Consider the following 20,277-nt stretch of genomic DNA (forward strand, 5'->3'; position numbering starts at 1 on the left):
CTGGCCAAGGGCAGGACGATGCCTCGGCGTTGTTATTGTTTGTCTATAAAAATTTACCGGTAGTAAAAAATCAACTTGTTTTTTTACTAATCCTTGCAGTAGCTTCGATTGGCGCCCCAACCTGCGGGGCGCCCCTCACAACAATAAAAAAGGGCCGTGCCGGCGTTTTCCGGCAGGGCACCGTCACGAGGAATCACTGATGAAAGCGCTCACCCGCAAGCATGGTTGTTCGTTCCTGGCCCTGAGCCTCGCCCTGACATTGGGCCTGGACAGTGCCCGGGCAGCCCCCGACATGGTCGTGGTGGGGTACGGCGGAGCCGGCCAGAAAGCCCAGGATGTGGCGTTGTTCCAACCCTTTGCCAAGGCCGATAGCAGCAAGCTGATCCAGAGCGAGTACAACGGCGAGATGGCGCGGATCAAGGTCATGGTCGACACCGGCAACGTCGATTGGGACGTGGTGCAGATCGAAGGCCCGGACCTGATGCGCGGCTGCGACGAAGGCATGTACGAACCCCTGGACTGGAAGGCCCTGGGCCACGCCGACGAACTGATCGCCGATGCCGCCCAGCCCTGTGGCTCGGCTGTGCTGGTGTGGAGCGTGGCCATCGCCTACGACCGCAACAAGCTGGCCAGGGCCCCGGCCTCCTGGGCCGATTTCTGGGACGTCAAGCAGTTCCCCGGCAAGCGCGGCCTGCGCAAGCGCGCGGTGTACAACCTGGAGTTCGCGCTGCTGGCCGATGGGGTCAAGGTCGAGGACGTGTACAAGGTCCTGGCCACGCCAGAAGGGGTGGATCGGGCCTTCGCCAAGCTCAGCCAGCTCAAGCCGTACATCCAGTGGTGGGAGGCCGGTGCCCAGCCGGCGCAGTGGCTCAGCGCCGGCGATGTGGTGATGACTTCGACCTACAGCGGCCGCATCGCCGCGGCCGCCCAGGACGGCGCGCCCCTGGCCGTGGTCTGGCCCGGCAGCCTGTATGGCATGGATTACTGGGCGATCATCAAGGGCTCCAGGCACGTGGCCCAGGCCAAGCGCTTCATCGCCTACGCCAATCGCCCCGAAGCCCAGGTCGACTACGTGCGCGCCATTCCCTATGGCCCCACCAACACCCTGGCCGCGGCCCGGCTCGACCCGGCGCTGGCCCAATGGGTGCCGACCTCGGAACAGAACCTCAAGGGCGCCCTGGCGATGAACGTGGAGTTCTGGGTCGATCATGGCGAGGAGCTGGAAGAGCGCTTCAACGCTTGGGCCAGCAAGTAATCCCAACGGGCTGGACGTCTGCGGATGTGCGGCCCTATCGTTTCCCAGCCCAACCGCCTGGAGGACTCCAACAATGAACAAGATCGTGCCCAGCCCCCACGCCCTGACCGCGCGCAGCGCCACCGAGCAGCGCCTGCGCGAAGAGCTGGCGGCCTGCTACCGCCTGATCGCGCACTTTCGCATGACCGACCTGATCTTCACCCATATCTCGGTGCGCCTGCCCGGGCCCGAGCATCACTTCCTGATCAACCCCTACGGGCTGATGTTCGAGGAAATCACCGCCTCCAACCTGGTGAAGATCGACCTCGATGGCCAGGCCGTGGAGCCTTCGCCGTACCCGGTGAACCCGGCGGGGTTCGTGATCCACAGCGCCATCCATGGCGCCCGCGATGATGCCCAGTGCGTGCTGCACACCCACACCAAGGCCGGTTGCGCGGTGGCGGCGCTCAAGTGCGGCCTGCTGCCGGTGAACCAGATTTCCATGGAGTTCTATGGCCGGGTGGCCTACCACGACTACGAAGGCGTGGCCCTGGACCTGGCCGAGCAACAGCGGCTGGTGGCTGACCTCGGCGACAAGAGCGTGCTGATGCTGCGTAACCACGGCCTGCTCACCGTGGGTGAAACCGTCAGCCAGGCGTTCCTGCGCATGTATTACCTGGAGAAGGCCTGCGAGATCCAGTTGGCGGCCCAGGCCGCAGGGGAGATCGTGCTGCCGCCGGACGCGGTCTGCGCCCACACCGAGCGCCAGTTCAACGACCCGGGCCGGCCGTTGCAAGAAGGCGAGCTGAGCGATCCGGATGCGATGCAGCTGGCCTGGGCGGCGCTGCTGCGCCTGCTCGAACGCATCGCCCCCGACTACCGCGACTGATCCCTCGGCGGCCGCTGCGCGCCCGTGCGCAGCCTGCGGCAGCGGCTACACGAAGCCCTGTAGCCGCTGTCGAGCGCAGCGAGGCTGCGACAAGGCCCGTAGGGCCTTCAGCGAACACTCGGCCAACACCGTCCTGGCGGCCACTGGGAATCTGGCCACTCCACAAAGGCTTGTTGTACAGTCGTTCAACTGTCATTTCCCGTCATTGCCAAGGAGTCATGCCCCATGAATCAGGAAGCGCGCTTCTCCCGCCTGGAACCCGGGTTGCGCAAGGCCGAGCTGATCGAGGCGACCCTGACCTGCCTCAAGCTCCACGGTTTCCAGGGCGCGTCGATCCGCAAGATCAGCGCCGAGGCCGGGGTCTCGGTGGGGCTGATCAGCCATCACTATTCCGGCAAGGACGAACTGGTGGCCGAGGCCTATCGCTCGATCACCGGGCGGGTCATGAACCTGCTGCGCGAAGCCATGGACCAGGCCGCGCCGGCGCCTCGGGAGCGTTTGTCGGCGTTCTTCCGGGCCTCGTTCTGCGCCGAGCTGCTGGACCCGCAACTGCTGGACGCCTGGCTGGCGTTCTGGGGCGCGGTGAAGACCGCCGAGGCGATCAACCAGGCCCACGACCATTCCTACGCCGAGTACCGCAACGAACTGGCGGGGCTCCTGGCCAGCCTGGCCGGGGACCAGGCCTGGGCCGCCTTCGACGCGGACCTGGCGGCCATCAGCCTCAGCGCCTTGCTCGACGGCCTGTGGCTGGAGTCCGGGCTCAACCCCGGGACCTTCAGTCCGCAGCAGGGCGTGCAGATCTGCGAAGCCTGGGTCGAGGGCCTGCTCGCCAGCCAGGGACGGGGCTTTCGCCAGCCGACACAGGGCTGTTGATCGATTGTTCAGTAATGGCTAGGCTGCTGCGCACAAGGCGACACCTCTAATAAAAATAATCAGGAACACAGGCGATGACTCCTCGGGTATTGATCGTCGACGACGATCCGTTGATTCGCGAACTGCTCCAGGCCTATCTGTCCCAGGAAGGCTACGACGTGCATTGCGCCGCCACGGCGGAACAGGCCGAGAGCTTCCTCGACCAGCACACGGTCGATCTGTTGATGCTCGATATCCGCCTGCCCGGCAAGGACGGCCTGACCCTGACCCGCGAGCTGCGGGTGCGCTCGGAGGTGGGGATCATCCTGATCACCGGGCGCAACGACGACATCGACCGCATCGTCGGCCTGGAATGCGGCGCCGACGACTACGTGATCAAGCCCCTCAACCCCCGCGAGCTGGTGTCCCGGGCCAAGAACCTGATCCGCCGCGTGCGCCATGCCCGCCAGCCGCCAGCGCCGGCCAGCCAACCCAGCCCGGTCAAGCAGTTCGCCGACTGGGCCCTGGACACCGACCGCCGCCGGCTGATCGACGCCCGTGGTGGCGAGACCCTGCTGACCCATGGCGAATACCAGTTGCTCAGCGTGTTCCTGCGCAACAGCGGCCACACCCTCAGCCGCGACCAGTTGATGGACCAGATCCGCAACCGTGAGTGGGTGCCCAGCGACCGCTCCATCGACGTGCTGGTGGGCCGCCTGCGACGCAAGCTGCACGATGATCCGGCCGAGCCGGAGCTGATCATCACCATCCACGGCGCCGGCTACCTGTTCACCGCCAGCGTGGCCGCCTGACGTGCTGCACCGCGCCTGGGGCCTGGGCCTGATGCTGCTGGCCGGCGCGGCGCTGGCCGAGCCCAGGCCGACCCTGAAATATTGCGATTACCCGGTGTACCCGCCGATTTCCTGGAGCGACGCGGGCCAGATGCGCGGCCTGGCCCCGAACCTGGTGCGCCAGGTGCTGGGGGAGCTGGGTTACCAGGTACAGGTGGTGGTGCTGGGCAACTGGAAGCGCTGCCTGCTCGATGCCGCCGCCGGCCGGGTGGACGTGGTGCTGGCCTACCGCACCGGCCAGCGCCAGCAGGACCTGGTGTTTTCCCGGGTGCCGGTGCTGCGCGAGGAGGTGGCGCTGTTCGTCAATCGCCGGCATCTGCCGCGTTTCCAGCACCTGCAAGACCTGACGGCCTACCGCGGCGGTTTGCTGTTCGGCGAGAGCTACGGCCAGGATTTCGACCGCGAGGTGGTGCAGCACGGCAACATCGAATGGGTCTCCAGCAGCCAGCAGAACTTCGGCAAGCTGATCCGCCAGCGCATCGATTTCATCCCCCACGAGCGGCGCACCGGGCAACTGTTCATCGAACGCTTGCCGGGCGCCGAGGACATCGTCGCCTTGCCCCAGGCGATCAGCGTCGACTACCTGCGCCTGGCGGTGTCGCGGCATTCGCCGCTGGCGGCGCGCCTGGACGAGATCGACGTGCAGTTGCAGCGCCAGGTCGACAGCGGCGCGATCCAGCGCTGGCTGGACCAGAGCCAGGACGACTACCGCGCCATGCTCAAGGCCCAAGCCGGTGCTGCGCGATGATCGGCCCGCGGCCCGGGGGCCTGCTGCGGCGCTTGCTGCTGTTCATCCTGCTGTTCAGCCTGTGCTTCACCGTGCTGGCCAGCGCCGTGCAGCTGTACTTCGAGTACCGGCGCGAGATGCGCGACATCGACAGCCGCATGGAGCTGATCCGCGCCGGTTACCTGGGCAGCCTGGAACGCAATCTGTGGGACCTCAACCAGGAACAGCTGACGGTGCAACTGCAGGGCCTGGTGGATTTCTCCGACGTGGCCCGGGTGCACCTGCTCAGCAGTGATTTCGACCTGCAGCAGGGCAGTGCCGAGCTGATCGGGCCGCTGCGGGTGGAGCGCTTCGCCCTGAGCTACCAGCCGCCGTCCGGGCCCCGTCGCGAGCTGGGCGAATTGCAGGTCAGCACCGACCTGGGGGCGGTGTATCGGCGCCTGTACACCACCGGCCTGGCCAGCCTGCTGTGGATGAGCGTGTTCCTCTGCGGCCTGGCGGTGGCGCTGTCCGGGCTGTTCTATCGCCTGGTCACCCGGCACCTGCAAGTCATGGCCGAATTCGCCCGCCGTGTGGCCGGCGGCGACCTGCACCAGCCCCTGCGCCTGGACAAGCGCCAGCGCCCGGGCGGCGACGAGATCGACACCGTGGCCGGGGCCCTGGACGACATGCGCCGGGCAATTCTCGACGACACCCTGCGCCGTGAGCAGGACCGCCTGGCCTTGCAGGACAAGCGCGACGAATTGCAGAAAATGGTCCAGCGCCGTACCGCCAGCCTGATGCACGCCAAGGACGAGGCCGAGGCGGCCAACCTGGCCAAGTCGCGCTTCTTGGCCACCATGAGCCACGAACTGCGCACGCCACTGAACGGCATCCTCGGCATGGCCGAGTTGCTGCGCGGCGCGCCGCTCGAGCACCAGGACCGCCAGCGCTTGCAGGCCTTGCACAAGGCCGGCGAAGGCTTGCTGACGATCCTCAATGAAGTCCTGTCCTTCGCCCGCCTGGAGGAAGGGCAAAGCCGCCCGGAGGCCCGGGACTTTTCCCTGCGCCAGCTGCTGGAGGAAGTCACCACACTGCTTGAGCCCCGCGCCCGGGAGCACGGCACACGGCTGCAGGTGCAGGTCGATCCACGCTTGGCGTCGGGGCAGCATGGCGCCGAGCAGTACCTGCGCCAGGTGCTGAGCAACCTGCTGGCCAACGCCATCCGCTTTACCGAGGGCGGCTGGGTGCGGGTCGAGGTCCAGGTGCTGGACGATGGACCACAGCAGCAACGGCTGCGTTGCTCGGTGGCCGACAACGGCATCGGCATCGCGGCCTCGATGCGCGACAAAATCTTCGAGCGCTTCGTCCAGGCCAGCGATGCGGTGAGCCGGCGCTATGGCGGCACCGGCCTGGGCCTGGCGATCTGCAAGCACCTGGTGCAGCAACTGGACGGGCGCATCGGGGTGTACAGCGAGCTGGGGCAGGGCAGTCGCTTCTGGTTCGAACTGGCCCTGGGCGTGGGGCAGGGGCTGCCGGCGCCTCGGCCTGTCGCGGCGCCGGTGCCGGGGCTGGAGATCCTGGTGGTGGAGGATGTGGCGCTCAACCGCGAGGTGGCCCAGGGCCTGCTGGAGCGCGACGGACACCAGGTGTGGCTGGCCGAGGACGGCGAGGCGGCGCTGGAGCTGTGTCGGCACCAGGGCTTCGACCTGTTGCTGCTGGATGTGCAACTGCCCGGCATCAGTGGCATCGAGCTGTGTCGCGAGCTGCGCCGGCGCCCGGGCCCCAATCGCCAGGCGCGGATCTTCGCCCTGACCGCCAGCGTCCAGCCAACCCTGGTGCGCAGCTACCTGGAGGCGGGGATGCAGGGCATCCTCGGCAAGCCTTTGCAGATGGACAGCCTTCGCCAGGTCCTGGCCATCGCGGAGCAGGCCAGCGAGGCACTGGCGCCGCCAGCCCGGAGCGCCGAGGGCGTGCTCGACCAGGAACTGCTGGACACCCACCGCAGCCTGCTGGGGGAGCAGAAGTTGCAGGGGCTGTTCAAGGTCCTGGCGAGCACCCTGGACCAGCAACGGCCGTTGCTCGATGAGGCCCTGGCGGCGGCCGACAGTACCCAGGTGCAGCACCTGGCCCACCGCCTGGCCGGCAGTGCCGACTCCTTGGGCTTTTGCGAACTGGCCCGGGTGCTGCGGGCGCTGGAGGATGCGGCCGGGCAGTCCGGCGTCGCGGCAATGGCGGCCCAGGTGCCACATCTGCAGCAGGCCTGGCAGCGGGCGCGCATGGCCCTGGAACAACTGCTGGCGGCCTGAGGTACAAAAAACTTACGACTTTTTACATCTTCGATCTTTTGCTTCAACCCGAACTTACATGGCTTTCCAATAATCGCTTGAGCCGCGCCCGGCGCGGTCTTCGAAGCTTATTGGAGATAATAATAATGAACCGCCTGCAAGCTGCTTCCCTGTCTCGCCATATCCCCTCGAACCGCGCCCTGCGCCTCACCGACTGCTGAGGTGCGCCATGACGACCACGACTGAACGCAAAGGCATCCAACTGACGCGCTCATTGAAGAGCCGGCACATCTTCATGCTGTCCCTGGGCGGGGTGATCGGCACCGGGCTGTTCATGGGCTCCGGGGTCACCATCAACCAGGGTGGTCCCTGGGGGGCGATCCTGTCCTACCTGGTGGCGGGTTTCCTGATGTACCTGGTAATGGTCTGCCTGGGTGAGCTGTCGGTGCAGATGCCGGTGTCCGGCTCGTTCCAGGCCCATGCCACGAAGTACATCGGCCCGGCCACCGGCTTCATGATCGGCTGGGTCTACTGGATGAGCTGGGCCACCACCGTGGGCCTGGAGTTCACCGCGGCGGGCATGCTCATGCAGCGCTGGTTCCCCGGGGTGCCGATCTGGTACTGGTCGGCGTTCTTCGTCGCCTTGCTGTTCGGCATCAATGCGCTGGCCACCCGCGCCTTCGGCGAGGCCGAATACTGGTTCGCCGGGATCAAGGTGCTGGCGATCCTCAGCTTCATCGTGGTGGGCGCCCTGGTGATCTTCGGCGTCATCGACCTGCCCAATGGCGCCCCGGCGCCGATGTTCGACAACCTCACCGGCGATTCGCTGTTTCCCAATGGCTTGCCGGCGGTGTTCGCGGTGATGATGACCGTGGTCTATGCCTTCCAGGGCTGCGAGATCATGGGCGTGGCGGCGGGAGAGACCGACCAGCCGGAAAAGAGCATTCCTCGGGCGGTGCGCAACGTGGTGTTCCGGGTGTTGATCTTCTACGTGCTGGCGGTGATGGTGCTGGCGGCGATCATCCCCTGGCAGCAGGCCGGGCTGGTGGAAAGCCCCTTCGTGCAGGTGTTCGACATGGTGGGCATTCCCTATGCCGCGGACCTGATGAACTTCGTGATCCTCACGGCGATTCTCTCGGTGGGCAACTCCGGGCTCTATGCCTCGACCCGCATTCTCTGGGCCATGTCCAAGAGCGGCATGGCGCCCAAGGCGCTGTCGCCCCTGAGCAAGCAGGGCGTACCGCTGCGGGCCCTGGCGATCACCCTGTGCTTTGCCCTGATTTCGCTGATGACCAGCTTCATCGCCGCCGACACCCTGTTCATGGTGCTGATGGCAGTGAGCGGCATGGCCGGCACCGTGACCTGGATCGTCATCGCCCTGGCCCAGTACCGCTTCCGCCGCCAGTTCCTGCGCGAGGGCGGGCAGCTGGAACAACTCAAGTACCGCGCGCCCTGGTTCCCCCTGGTGCCGTTGTTGTGCATCGTCCTGTGCAGCTCGCTGTTCGTGTTCCTGGCCCTGGATGAAACCCAGCGCCCCTCGCTGTACTGGGGGTCGGGGTTTATCGCTCTGTGCTATGGCGCCTATTACCTGATGAACCGCAAGCGCCAGGCCCAGCCATTGGCCGCCGCCACCTGAAGGCCCGCGTTTCGTGTGGTCGCTGGCGTAGGTTGGGTACGAATGCGTAGCGGCCGCAAGGTCTGCCTGTCACCCCCCATGCCTGAAGGCCCTGCGGGCCTTTGCGCAGCCTCGCCCTGGCTCGACAGCGGCTACAGGGTTTGGTGTAGCCGCTGCCGCAGGCTGCGCACGGACGCGCAGCGGCCGCAACGGGGTTGTAGTGGCTTGTTCGAAGTTGTAACGGCGGCTCGCTCATGGGCCGCTATATTTGTGATTTATTCAATAAAAACAACAAGATATAAAGATAATCCGGCTTTGGTCGGAGCTCCGGTCGAGCAATTGCCGGCTTGTTGAACACTCGTTTAGTATGGTCCGCAAGTCACCTCCCTCATGCCAAATACAATCATTCGAGGACGCCCATGAGCACTTCATCGTCGCTGCTTTGCCAGACCGAGGCGGGTATCGCCTGGATCACCCTCAACCGCCCGGACCAACGCAATGCCCTGGACATCCCCGGCCTGCGCCAATTGCATGCCTTGCTCGAGCGTTGCCAGGACGACCCGGCGGTGCGGGTGGTGGTGCTGGGCGGTAGCGGCCGCAGTTTTTGCGCCGGCGCCGACCTGGCCGAATGGGCCGAGGCCGAGGCCCGGGGCGCCCTGGAAAGCTACGGCTGGACCGAAACCGCCCACGCCCTGATGAGCTGCCTGCACAGCCTGGACAAGCCCACCATCGCCGCCATCAACGGCACGGCCGTGGGCGCCGGCATGGACCTGGCACTGTGCTGCGACCTGCGGGTAGCGGGGCAGTCGGCGCGGTTCAAGGCCGGCTACACCGGCATGGCCTATGCGCCGGATGCCGGTGCCAGCTGGCACTTGCCTCGGTTGATCGGCAGCGAACAGGCCAAGCGCCTGCTCTTCCTCGATGAGCTCTGGAGCGCCGAACGCGCCCTGGCTGCCGGGCTGGTGGGCGAGGTCTGCGCCGACGAGCAACTGCACGCCACCGTCAGCGAGCTGGCCGGCCGTCTGGCCAATGGCCCGACCTTCGCCTTCGCCCAGACCAAGCGCCTGCTGCGCGAAGGCGCCGAGCGCGACCTGCCCGAGCAACTGGCCGCCGAACTGGCCGCTGGCCTGCTGTGCGGGCGCAGTGCCGACGGCGCCGAGGCCCTGCGCGCGGCCACGGAAAAACGCCCGCCACGCTTCATCGGTCGCTGAGCCGCGCCCCAATCCACTTATTTCGCACCGTCAACCCGCCACAGGTAGCGCCATGAACTTCCAACTCAGCCAAGAACAAGAAATGTTGGTCGATGCAGTCCGCAGTTTTGTCAGCAAGGAGTTACTGCCCCACGAAGAAGCCGTGGACCGCGCTGACGAGGTCCCGGTCGAGCTGGCGGCAGAGATCCGCAACAAGGCCGTCGCCGCCGGCTTCTACGCCTTCAACATGCCCGAGGAGGTCGGTGGCGGCGGCCTCGACTACCTGTCCCAGGCGCTGATCGAGCGCGAACTGGCCAAGTGTTCCTGGGCCTTGCATGTGTTCGTCGCCCGGCCGTCGAAGATCCTCATGGCCTGCACCGGCTCGCAGATCGGCGACTACCTGCTGCCTTGCGTGCAAGGCAGGAAGATCGACTGCTTCGCCCTCACCGAGCCCGGCGCCGGCTCCGATGCCAATGCGATCAAGACCCGTGCCGTGCGTGAAGGCGGCGACTACGTGATCAACGGCGCCAAGCACTTCATCAGCCACGCCGGGCATGCGGATTTCGCCATCGTCTTCTCCGTCACCGGCACCTACGAGCACAACGGCCGCCAGCGCAATGCCGTGACTGCGTTCCTGGTGGATCGCGACACCCCGGGCCTGACCATTCGCCGTGGCCCCAGGTGCGTGAGCAACCGCGGCTACCACACCTTCGAGATGTTCTTCGACGACTGCCGGGTGCCGGCCAACCAGGTGCTGGGGGAGGTGGGCAAGGGCTGGGAGGTGGCCAACGCCTGGCTCACCGCCGGGCGGGTGATGGTCGCGGCCAACTGCGTGGGCCAGGCGCAGCGAGCGCTGGACGCCTCCCTGCAATGGGCGGCGGACCGCAAGCAGTTCGGCCAGGCCATCGGCAGCTACCAGGGCGTGTCGTTCAAGTTGGCGGACATGGCCACGCAGATCCGCGCCGCCGAGCTCTTGACCCTGCACACCGCCTGGAAGATGGACCAGGGCAGCATGACCGACGGCGAGGCTGGCATGGCCAAGCTGTTCGCCAGCGAAGTGCTGGGCAAGGTGGCCGACGAGGCGGTGCAGATCTACGGCGGCATGGGCCTGATGGACGAAGGCCCGGTGGAGCGCATCTGGCGCAATGCGCGGATCGAGCGGATCTGGGAGGGCACTTCGGAGATCCAGCGGCACATCATTTCCCGTGAACTGCTGCGGCCGTTGCTGCGCTGAATGACCTGGAGAACCGAACCATGTCCCAGACCCTACGTGACAACCTCAAGCGCCTGCTGGCGCCCCGGCACCTGGCCTTCGTCGGCGGCCGCAGCATGGCCCGGGCCCTCAAGCGCTGCGCCGAGGGCGGTTTTGCCGGCGACCTGTGGCTGGTCAACCCGCAGCACGCGCAGATCGACGGCGTGCCCTGCGTGGCCAGCATCGATCAACTGCCTTGCGGCCCGGATGCGGTGTTCGTCGCCACCCACCGCGAGTTGACCCTGGATTGCGTTGCCCAGCTGGCGGCCAAGGGCGCGGGCGGGACTATCTGCTACGCCTCGGGGTTCGCCGAGATCGGCGCCGAGGGCCAGGCCCTGCAGCAGCGACTGCTGCAGGCCGCCGGCGACATGGCCCTGCTCGGGCCCAACAGCTACGGCCTGCTGGATTACCTGCACGGCGCAGCGCTGTGGCCGGTGGCCCACGGCGGCCAGCAGGTGGAGCGGGGCGTGGCGGTGCTGACCCAGAGCGGCAACTTCGCCTACAACCTGTCCATGAGCGACCGTTCGCTGCCGGTGGCCTACATGGCCTCGGTGGGCAACCAGGCGCAACTGGGCATCGCCGAATTGATGGACGTGCTGCTGGACGAACCCCGCGTCACCGCCATCGGCTTGCACCTGGAAGGCCTGAAGAACGTGCCGGGGTTCGCCCGGGCCGCGTACAAGGCCCTGGAAAAGGGCATTCCGGTCATCGCCCTGAAGACCGGGGTGTCGCAGATCGGCGCCGAGTTGGCGCTGAGCCACACCAGTTCGCTGTCCGGTTCCGATGCGCTGTACGACGCGTTGTTCCAGCGCCTGGGGGTGATCCGCGTCAGCGGCCCGGTGAGTTTTGTCGAGACCTTGAAGGCCGCGTCCTGCGGCCAGTTGCCCGTGGGCCCAGGGTTGATGGCCCTGGCCTGTTCCGGGGGCGATGCCGGGTTGATCGCCGACTATGCCGAGCGCAATGGCCTGGAGCTGCCCAAGCTTGCGAGCGAGCAATGCCAGGTGCTGGCCCAGGTGCTGCCGGGGTACGCCAACCTGGTCAATCCGCTGGATTTCACCACCGCTATCTGGGGCGATGCCCAGGCCTTGCAGCAGATGCTCGATACCGTCCTGGGCAGCGCAGCCGACAGCGCCATGCTGGTGCTGGATTACCCGGCCGAGTTCACCGGCGAGCGCAAGGAATGCGACCTGCTGCTGGAGCTGTTCTGCACCGCGTTGCAACGCCATGGCAAGCGCGGTTTCGTCACCTCGGCCTTCCCCGAACTGCTGCCGGCGGCGGCCCGGGAGCGCCTGCACACCCTGGGCATCCCGGCCTTGCAAGGGGTCGAGGACGGCCTGGCGGCCTGGGGCCGGATCGCCGCCTACCAGGGCCGGCGCCAGGCCTTGCTGGAGCTGGGCGAGGCGGCCCTGGTGCCGCTGTGTCCCGAGGCCCTGGAGGGCGCAGGCCAACTGCTGGATGAATGGCAATCCAAGCAGGCCTTGGGGGAATTTGGCCTGCGCATTCCCGAGGGCCTGCTGAGCACCCCCGAGCAGGCCCTGAGCGCAGCGGCGGCGGTGGGCTACCCGCTGGTGCTCAAGGCGGTCAGCGTCGAGCTGCCGCACAAGACCGAAGCCGGCGCGGTGGCCCTCAACCTCAAGGACCCCGAGGCGCTAGGGGCGGCGCTGCGGCAGATGCGCGCGCGGATCGCCGAACATGCCCCGGGGGTGGCCTTCGACCGGGTGCTGCTGGAGCCCATGGCCGCGCCGCCCTTGGCCGAGCTGATCGTCGGCATCAAGCGCGAGGAGCATTTCGGCCTGGCGCTGGTGATCGGCGCCGGCGGGGTGCTGGTGGAGCTGCTCAAGGACAGTCGCAGCCTGCTGCTGCCGACCAATCCGGCAGCGATCCGCCAGGCCGTGCTGCAACTGCGCAGCGCCGCCTTGCTGCAAGGCTTTCGCGGGCGCCCCGCGGCCGACCTGGAGGCGTTGGTGGCGGCCATCGGCGCGGTGGCCGATTACGCCTGCGAACACGCGGCAACCCTGCTGGAACTGGATGTGAACCCATTGTTGGTCGGTGCCCGCGGCACCGTCGCGGTCGATGCGTTGATTCGCCTTGGCCGGGTATGAGGAGAGAGACATGCACGAACAGACCTTGACCGGTGGCCAGGCCCTGGTGCGGCTGCTGGCCGGCTACGGCGTCGACACGGTATTCGGCATCCCCGGGGTGCACACCCTGGAGCTGTATCGCGGCCTGCCCGGCAGCGGCATCCGCCATGTATTGACCCGCCACGAACAGGGCGCAGGCTTCATGGCCGACGGTTATGCGCGGGTCAGCGGCAAGCCCGGGGTGTGCTTCGTCATCAGCGGCCCGGGGGTGACCAACGTCGCCACGCCCATTGGCCAGGCCTATGCCGATTCGATCCCGCTGCTGGTGATTTCCAGCGTCAACCACAGCGCCAGCCTCGGCAAGGGCTGGGGCTCGCTGCACGAAACCCAGGACCAGCGCGCCATCACCGCGCCGATCACCGCCTTCTCGGCGCTGGCCCTGAGCCCCGAGGACCTGCCCGAGCTGCTGGCCCGGGCCTTCGCCGTGTTCGACAGCGAGCGCCCGCGGCCGGTGCATCTCTCGGTGCCGTTGGATGTGCTGGCGGCCCCGGTGGCCCGGGACTGGACTGGCGAGGTGCGGCGACGCCCGGCCCGTGGTCCCGCCGCAGCGGCGGATGTGCACCAGGCGGCGGACCTGCTGCGCCTGGCCAGGCGGCCGATGATCATCGCCGGCGGTGGCGCCTTGCACGCCGGCGCGGCCTTGCAGGAACTGGCGACCCGCCTGGGCGCGGTGTGTTTCAGCAGCGTCGCCGGCAAGGGCCTGCTGGCGGACCAGGCGCCGCTCAATGCCGGCGCGACCCTGTGCGTGGAGCCCGGTTGGCAGTTGATCAGCCAGGCCGATGTGGTGCTGGCGGTGGGCACCGAGATGGCCGACACCGACTACTGGCGCGAGCGCCTGCCGCTCAACGGGCAGCTAGTGCGGCTGGACCTCGACCCACGCAAGTTCAACGACTTCTACCCCTGCGCCGTGGCGTTGCACGGCGATGCCCGGCAGACCCTGGAAGCCTTGCTCGACGACCTGGAACAGCCACCAGCGGACTCCAGCTGGGCGGTCGATGCGGTGGCTCGGTTGCGTCGTACCGTGGACGAAGGGCAGGGGCCCTTGCAGCGCATTCACCAGCAGATTCTCAAGCGGGTGGCGGCCGAGCTGCCCGAGCGCGGTTTCATCAGCAGCGACATGACCCAGCTGGCCTACAGCGGCAACTACCTGTACCCCAGCCAGGGGCCGCGCAGCTGGTTGCACCCCACTGGCTACGGCACCCTGGGCTACGGCCTGCCGGCGGCCATCGGCGCCAAGCTCGGCGCGCCCGGCCGCCCGGGCCTGGTGCTGGTGGGCGACGGTGGTTTTCTCTACACCGTGCAGGAGCTGGCCACGGCGGTGGAGGAGCTGGACAGCCCGCTGGTGGTGCTGCTGTGGAACAACGACGCCCTGGGCCAGATCCGCGATGACATGCAGGCCCTGGACATCGAGCCCATCGGGGTCTTGCCACGCAACCCGGACTTCATCGCCCTGGCCCGGGCCTTCGGTTGCCCGGTGAGCCAGCCGGCCAGCCTCGACGAGCTGCAACAAGCGCTGCGCCGCGGGTTCGCCCAGCCCGGGGTGACGCTGATCGAACTCAAGCACGCCTGCGCCCAGGCCTGACCTTCATTTCCTTGCCAGGAGTTTCGCCATGCGTTTTTCCAAGCTGACCCAACGTATCGCCGGCGATGGCGCTGCGGCCTGGGACATCCACTACCGGGCCCTGGCCAAGCGCGAGCGGGGCGAGCCGGTGTGGCTGCTGTCGGTGGGCGACCCGGACTTCGACACCCCGCAGCCCATCGTCCAGGCGGCCATCGACAGCCTGCGCGCTGGCCACACCCATTACGCCGATGTGCGCGGCAAGCGGGCCCTGCGCGAGGCCATCGCCCGCCGTCACCAGTTGCGCTGCGGGCAGGTGGTGCAGGCCGATGAAGTGGTGGTGCTGGCCGGCGCCCAGTGCGCGCTGTACAGCGTCGCCCAATGCCTGCTGGACCCGGGCGACGAGGTGATCGTCGCCGAGCCGATGTACGTCACCTACGAGGCGGTGTTCGGCGCCTGCAATGCCCAGGTGGTGCCGCTGCCGGTACGCGCCGAGGAGCGCTTCCAGGTGCGTCCGGAAGACGTGGCCGCGCGCATCACCGGCAAGACTCGGGCGCTGGTGCTCAACAGCCCGCACAACCCCACGGGGGCGAGCATTTCCCGGGCCACCTGGGAGGCCCTGGCGGCGCTGTGCATCGAGCATGACCTGTGGCTGATCTGCGATGAGGTCTACAGCGAACTGCTGTACGAGGGCGAGCACGTCAGCCCGGCCAGCCTGCCGGGCATGGCCGAGCGCACCGCGACCCTCAACAGTTTGTCCAAGTCCCATGCCATGACCGGCTGGCGCCTGGGCTGGGTGGTGGCCCCGGCGTCCCTGGCCGCGCACCTGGAGAACCTGGCGCTGTGCATGCTCTATGGCTCGCCGGAGTTCATCCAGGACGCCGCCATCGTCGCCCTGGAGCAGCCCTTGCCGCAGCTGGCGGCGATGACCGAGGCCTACCGCCAGCGGCGCGACCTGGTCTGCGATTGCCTGGCCGACTGCCCGGGCGCCCGGCCGCTGAAGCCTGACGGCGGCATGTTCGTGATGGTCGACATCCGTGCCACGGGCCTCAGTGCCCAGGCTTTCAGCGAACGGCTGCTGGATGAGCAGGGGGTGTCGGTATTGGCCGGCGAAGCCTTCGGTCCCAGCGCCGCCGGGCATATCCGCCTGGGCCTGGTGCTGGAGCCCGAGGCCCTGCGCGAAGCCTGCCGGCGCATCGCTCGCTGCGCCAGCGATTGCCTCGCCTAGGCGGAGGATCGTCGGAAGGCCCTGCGGGCCTTGGCGCAGCTTCGCGGGCTCAGCAGCGGCTACAGGCTTGGTGTAGCCGCTGCCGCAGGCTGCGCACGGGCGCGCAGCGGCCGCAAAATTGGGGATCGTTGGAAGGTCCTGTGGGGTTATGGGCGGTCTGTTTCCAGGGGCGGGTCGAAGGCCACGAACAGCTGGTCGGCGGTGATGTTGGCCAGGTCCTGGCGCATGTTGCGCTCCAGCAGGCTGAACAGCCGGGTGAAGACGTCGAACACCTTGCAGTGCTCTTCCATGCCGGAGAAGGGGTTGTCGATCTTCTCGGCGATCAGCGAGCTTTCCTGCACCGCGTCGTAGACGTCCTGCAGGGTGATCTGCGCCGCCGGGCGAGCCAGGGTCAGGCCGCCCTTGGGACCACGGCAGGAGGCGAGGATATCGGCCTTGACCATCTGCGACACCAGGTTGCGCACCCGCGCCGGGTGGATCTTGACCCATTTGGCGATGGTCTCGGTGCGCAGCTTCTGCGGCGCGTTGGCGGCCACGAAGGACAGGATGTAGGAAGCGGTGATCAGGCGGGTCGACTGGCTCATGGGTGTCTGCAGATCCCTGGGAGGGCGCCAGTATGCCAGTGCCGGCTGTTCAACGGCGTGGCGATGGCTGCTGTCTGGAAAATAATGTATTTGTTACGGTAACAATTATAAATAAACCCCGAGGAACCACCATGAATGTGCTGATCGTCCACGCTCACCCCGAGCCGCAATCCTTCACCGCCGCGCTGCGTGACCAGGCTCGCAGCACCTTGGAGTCCCAGGGGCACCAGGTGCGGGTCAGCGACCTGTACGCCATGGACTGGAACCCGGTGGCCAGCGCCGCCGACTTTGCCCAGCGGGACAACCCCGAGTACCTGGTCTATGCCCTGGAGCAGCGGGTGGGGGTGAAGAACGGCGGGCTCGCCGCCGACATCCAGGGCGAGCTGGACAAGTTGCTGTGGGCCGATCTGCTGATCCTCAATTTCCCGGTGTTCTGGTTCTCGGTGCCGGCCATGCTCAAGGGCTGGATCGACCGGGTGCTGGTGTCCGGGGTGTGCTACGGCGGCAAGCGTTTCTACGACCAGGGCGGCCTGGTGGGCAAGAAGGCCCTGCTGAGCCTGACCCTGGGCGGGCGCGAGCACATGTTCGGCGAGGGGGCGATCCACGGTCCGCTGGAGGACATGCTGCGTCCGTTGCTGCGCGGCACCCTGGCCTACGTCGGTTGCCAGGTGCTGGAGCCGTTCGTGGCCTGGCATGTGCCCTATATCAGCCAGGACGCGCGCGAAGGGTTCCTGGCCCAGTACCGCCAGCGCCTGGAGCGTGTGGCCGATGAGCAGCCACTGGTGTTCCCGTGCCTGGAGCAGTTCGACGACGCCCTGTATCCGTTACCGGCGTGATGGGCTTCGTGTAGCCGCTGCCGCAGGCTGCGCACGGGCGCGGAGCGGCCACGGGGCTGGCGATTGTTGGAAGGCCCTGGGGGCCTTGGCGCAGCTTCGCGGGCTCAGCAGCGGCTACAGGGCTTGGTGTGGCCGGGTCAGAAGCGCAGGGTGGCGCCGGTGGTCAGCCAGCGGTCGCGCTGATCGGTCAGGTGCTGGCCCAGCAACAGGTCCAGGTCCAGGTCGTGGCCGATATGCAGGCGCGGGCCGGCTTGCCAGGCCTGCTCGCCGCCGCGCTGGCCGTAGCGTTCGGCGATCAGGGTGAGGTTTTGCAGCAGGTCGTATTCCACCCCGGTGCCCCAGGTCCAGCGATGGTGCTGCTGGCCGTCGTCATAGGCATGGCTCCAGCCGGCATTGAGGTTCAGGTGCAAGCGGTCGCTGGGGCTGAAAGTCAGCGGCAGGTTGAGATCGCCGCCGTCGAAGCTGTGGTTGCGGTTCAGCGCCCAGTGGACGGAACCGGCCAGGGCCAGTTGCAGGCCCAGGTCTTCGCGGTCCAGCAGGGCCAGCTTGACCTGTGGGCTGACCTGGGTTTCACCGTGATCGTCGGCGTACTGACGCTGCAGGGCGGCGCCCAACTGGATCCCGGGCAGTTGCCTGAAGGTGCAGGCCGGGACCAGTACGGTGCCGTGTTCGGAACCTTGCTGGCGATTGCTCCGATACCAGAGGTCGACGTTGCATTCACCGGGGGCGTTGATCCCGCCGTTGTCCACCACATAGGCGCCCCCGGCGGCCTGGGCCTTGGAGCACAGGGCCAGGGCCGCGGTGGCGCTGGCGGTGATGGCGAGGAACAGCAGATTGCGCTTGAGCATGCGGCTTTTCGCGGCGGGCAGGGCGTGGCCCCAGGCGTGGGAACGGGAGGAGCGATGCGGGCGGTGCTGGGTCATGGCGGATCTCGCAGGATTGGGCGCCGGTTCGGTGGCGCGCTTGACGATGCTTGGGGTCATGGATGGGCAGGGCATTGCGGGCCCAGGCTCAGGGTCCGGATGCCCTGGGCCCGGGCCTGGGCCAGCAGTTCTTCGGTATCGCCGCCACCGGGCAGGGCGAGGACGATGTCGGGACGGCTGTCGGCCAGCATGAAGCGGTTGCGCAGGCGCTCGGCGTGTTTGCCGTGCAACTGCCAGTTGGGCGGGTAGCGGACGATGTCGGCCCCGGCCTCCCGGGCCCAGTCCTCGATGTGCGCGCCGAGGAACTGGCTGCCGCCGTGGATCACCACGCGGACCGGGTGCAGGCGCTGGAAGGCGTCGAGGGCCTGGCGGCACAGGCGGCTGTCGGCGCAGTGGCGGCCGGCGCAGATCAGGACACGCATTGGCTGTCCTCCCGGGCTTCGCTGGGTTGGTCGGGCAGCGGCTCGTTGAGGTAGCCGTGCTCCAGCTCGCGTTCGCCGGCCCGCTCCAGGGCCGGGTAGGCCAGGGCTGCAATATGGTGGTGGACCCGGCGATAGTCGCGCAGCAGGCGCTGGAAGATGTCGCCGGATTCGGCCCAGGCACTCTTGTTCTCGCGCAGCAGGCGAAAGTGCTCGCGGCCGGCGGCGGCCTCCAGCCGGCGTACGTTCTCCTTGCGCGCCACCAGTTGATGGGCGGTGGGCAGGTCTTCGCGCAGGAATACCGTGACCGCCAGGCTCAGGCTGGCCAGCAGTTCCTGGTGCAGCGGCACCAGGGTGCCCAGCTCGAAGGCGGAGAACGGTTCGCCACGACGCAGGCGGCGCAGCGCCAGTTGCGCCAGGCTGCTGCTGAGAATGTCGCCGGCATGTTCCAGGTTGATCACCAGCAGCAGGATCTCCTGGGAGCGGTCGGCATCCTGGTCGCTGATGCCTTCCTTGCCGATGTCGGCCAGGTAGGCGCGGATGGCGGCGCTGAGCAGGTCCAGGGACTGATCGATCCGGCGTACCTGGTCGGCGCTGGCCGGTTGCGAGGTCCGCAGCAAGTGCAGCACCCGGTCGAGCATGCCCGAAAGCATGTCGGCCATGCGCAGGGCCTCGCGGGCGGCATTGGCCAGGCCGATGTTGGCCACTTCCAGCCCGGCCTCGTCCAGGTACAGCGGCATGCCGGGGTCGGTCACCGGCGCGGGGGCCGGTAGCAGCCGGGCCAGCAACTTGGCCATGGGCTCGGTGCAACCGATGAACAGCAGCGCCAGGACCAGGCTGAAGGCGCTGTGCAGGTAGACCACCAGCAGTGCCCCGGGCAACTGGCGCACGCCATCGACTTGAGCCAGGGTGCCGACCCACGGCAGGAGCAGCGCCACCCCGGCCAGGCGCACCAGCAGGTTGCCCAGGGGCAGGCGCCGGGCCACGTTGCCGCTGGCGCTGAACAGCGATGGCAGGCCGCCGCCGAGATTGACCCCCAGCACCAGGGCCATGCTGGTGGCCGGCGATAGCAGGCCGGTGCCCGCCAGCGAGGCGATCAGTAACACCACGGCCACGCTGGAGTGGCACATCCAGGTCAGCACGACCGCCACCAGCAGGGCCAGCAGCAGGTCGCCATCGAGGCTTTCCATCACCAGGCGAAACACCGGGGTGCTTTCCACTGCGCCCAGGGTGGCGCCGAGCATGCCCAGGGCCAGGAGCATCAACCCCAGGCCGATCAGCGCGCAGCCAATGCTTTCAAAGCGTGAGTCGTCCCGCAGGCGAAAGCATAGGAAGCCCGCCAGCAGCGCTACCGGGGCCGCCAGCGAAAGGTCGAGGCTGAGCAGCTGGACCACCAGGGTCGAGCCGATGTTGGCCCCCAGCATCACCGCCAGCGCCGGGGCCAGGCCCAGGGTGCCGGCGGCCGTGAAGGAACTGGCCATCAGGCTCACCGCCGTACTGCTTTGCAGCACGCCGGTGATGCCGACGCCGCACAGCAGCGCCAGCCAGCGGTTGTTCAGGTGTTGCCCGAGCCAATGGCGCAGCGGGCTGCCGAACCCGCGCAACAGCGAGCCGCAGATCATCTGCGAGCCCCACAGCAGCAGGGCGATGGCCCCAGCCAGGTTGATCAGAAGAGTGGTTCCCGACATGAGTGTTCTCCCGGGACGGGTGC

Annotated in this window: 17 protein-coding genes; 13 read left to right on the plus strand and 4 right to left on the minus strand. The window is 67.7% G+C overall.

All coding sequences use genetic code 11. The features are described from left to right. Positions 1 to 199: 199 nt before the first annotated feature. The 12 genes from LGQ10_RS02005 (at position 200) to LGQ10_RS02060 (ending at position 15,804) form a co-directional block, all read left to right on the plus strand. Entirely contained in the window at positions 200 to 1,255 is a 1,056-nt protein-coding gene (locus LGQ10_RS02005; RefSeq protein WP_226524506.1) for an ABC transporter substrate-binding protein, read from the plus strand. Between the two features lie 73 nt (positions 1,256 to 1,328). Continuing rightward, complete coding sequence (locus tag LGQ10_RS02010) at positions 1,329 to 2,123, plus strand: class II aldolase/adducin family protein (RefSeq protein WP_226524507.1); 795 nt, start codon at positions 1,329 to 1,331, stop codon at positions 2,121 to 2,123. A 225-nt stretch (positions 2,124 to 2,348) separates the two neighbouring features. Continuing rightward, the gene (locus LGQ10_RS02015; protein WP_226524508.1) at positions 2,349 to 2,996 is read left to right on the plus strand and encodes a TetR family transcriptional regulator C-terminal domain-containing protein; all 648 of its coding nucleotides are present in this window, start codon (positions 2,349 to 2,351) and stop codon (positions 2,994 to 2,996) included. Positions 2,997 to 3,070: 74 nt separating this feature from the next. After that, positions 3,071 to 3,787 carry a response regulator gene (locus LGQ10_RS02020; protein ID WP_058435965.1) on the plus strand — a complete coding sequence of 239 codons (717 nt, stop codon included), beginning with the start codon at positions 3,071 to 3,073 and terminating at the stop codon, positions 3,785 to 3,787. A 31-nt stretch (positions 3,788 to 3,818) separates the two neighbouring features. Then, positions 3,819 to 4,574, plus strand: a complete 756-nt coding sequence (locus LGQ10_RS02025; protein WP_226526072.1) for a substrate-binding periplasmic protein — start codon at positions 3,819 to 3,821, stop codon at positions 4,572 to 4,574. Next, positions 4,571 to 6,841 carry an ATP-binding protein gene (locus tag LGQ10_RS02030; protein ID WP_226524509.1) on the plus strand — a complete coding sequence of 757 codons (2,271 nt, stop codon included), beginning with the start codon at positions 4,571 to 4,573 and terminating at the stop codon, positions 6,839 to 6,841. The genes LGQ10_RS02025 and LGQ10_RS02030 overlap by 4 nt, the downstream gene beginning before the upstream one ends. Positions 6,842 to 7,049: 208 nt before the next feature. After that, a complete protein-coding gene (locus LGQ10_RS02035) occupies positions 7,050 to 8,456 on the plus strand; it encodes an amino acid permease (protein ID WP_226524510.1) in 1,407 nt (468 codons plus the stop codon). 398 nt (positions 8,457 to 8,854) lie between these two features. Then, positions 8,855 to 9,646, plus strand: coding sequence for an enoyl-CoA hydratase/isomerase family protein (locus LGQ10_RS02040; RefSeq protein ID WP_226524511.1), 792 nt, complete (start codon positions 8,855 to 8,857; stop codon positions 9,644 to 9,646). A 52-nt stretch (positions 9,647 to 9,698) separates the two neighbouring features. After that, on the plus strand, positions 9,699 to 10,859 hold the full coding sequence (locus LGQ10_RS02045; RefSeq protein WP_226524512.1) for an acyl-CoA dehydrogenase family protein: 1,161 nt from the start codon (positions 9,699 to 9,701) through the stop codon (positions 10,857 to 10,859). 20 nt (positions 10,860 to 10,879) lie between these two features. Further along, positions 10,880 to 12,979 (plus strand): acetate--CoA ligase family protein, encoded by a 2,100-nt coding sequence (locus LGQ10_RS02050; protein WP_226524513.1) that lies wholly within the window; start codon positions 10,880 to 10,882, stop codon positions 12,977 to 12,979. 10 nt (positions 12,980 to 12,989) lie between these two features. Continuing rightward, on the plus strand, positions 12,990 to 14,600 hold the full coding sequence (locus tag LGQ10_RS02055) for a 5-guanidino-2-oxopentanoate decarboxylase (protein WP_226524514.1): 1,611 nt from the start codon (positions 12,990 to 12,992) through the stop codon (positions 14,598 to 14,600). Positions 14,601 to 14,628: 28 nt separating this feature from the next. Then, positions 14,629 to 15,804, plus strand: a complete 1,176-nt coding sequence (locus tag LGQ10_RS02060) for a pyridoxal phosphate-dependent aminotransferase (RefSeq protein ID WP_226524515.1) — start codon at positions 14,629 to 14,631, stop codon at positions 15,802 to 15,804. Positions 15,805 to 15,950: 146 nt separating this feature from the next. On the opposite strand, the gene LGQ10_RS02065 is transcribed toward LGQ10_RS02060, so the two are convergent. After that, the gene (locus tag LGQ10_RS02065) at positions 15,951 to 16,388 is read right to left on the minus strand and encodes an RrF2 family transcriptional regulator (protein WP_226524516.1); all 438 of its coding nucleotides are present in this window, start codon (positions 16,386 to 16,388) and stop codon (positions 15,951 to 15,953) included. A 131-nt stretch (positions 16,389 to 16,519) separates the two neighbouring features. On the opposite strand from LGQ10_RS02065, the gene LGQ10_RS02070 reads away from it, so the two are divergent. Next, positions 16,520 to 17,224, plus strand: a complete 705-nt coding sequence (locus LGQ10_RS02070) for an NAD(P)H-dependent oxidoreductase (RefSeq protein WP_226524517.1) — start codon at positions 16,520 to 16,522, stop codon at positions 17,222 to 17,224. A 137-nt stretch (positions 17,225 to 17,361) separates the two neighbouring features. Here the strand turns inward: LGQ10_RS02070 and LGQ10_RS02075 are convergent, their stop codons facing one another. From LGQ10_RS02075 to LGQ10_RS02085, 3 genes are read right to left on the minus strand one after another with little or no spacing between them, the layout of a single operon-like run. Then, entirely contained in the window at positions 17,362 to 18,147 is a 786-nt protein-coding gene (locus LGQ10_RS02075; RefSeq protein WP_226524518.1) for a hypothetical protein, read from the minus strand. Positions 18,148 to 18,203: 56 nt separating this feature from the next. Next, positions 18,204 to 18,569 carry a DUF2493 domain-containing protein gene (locus LGQ10_RS02080; protein WP_226524519.1) on the minus strand — a complete coding sequence of 122 codons (366 nt, stop codon included), beginning with the start codon at positions 18,567 to 18,569 and terminating at the stop codon, positions 18,204 to 18,206. Continuing rightward, entirely contained in the window at positions 18,557 to 20,254 is a 1,698-nt protein-coding gene (locus tag LGQ10_RS02085; protein WP_226524520.1) for a Na/Pi cotransporter family protein, read from the minus strand. The genes LGQ10_RS02080 and LGQ10_RS02085 overlap by 13 nt, the downstream gene beginning before the upstream one ends. Between the last annotated feature and the right edge of the window lie 23 nt (positions 20,255 to 20,277).

The organism is Pseudomonas sp. L5B5, from assembly GCF_020520285.1.
GTDB lineage: Bacteria > Pseudomonadota > Gammaproteobacteria > Pseudomonadales > Pseudomonadaceae > Aquipseudomonas.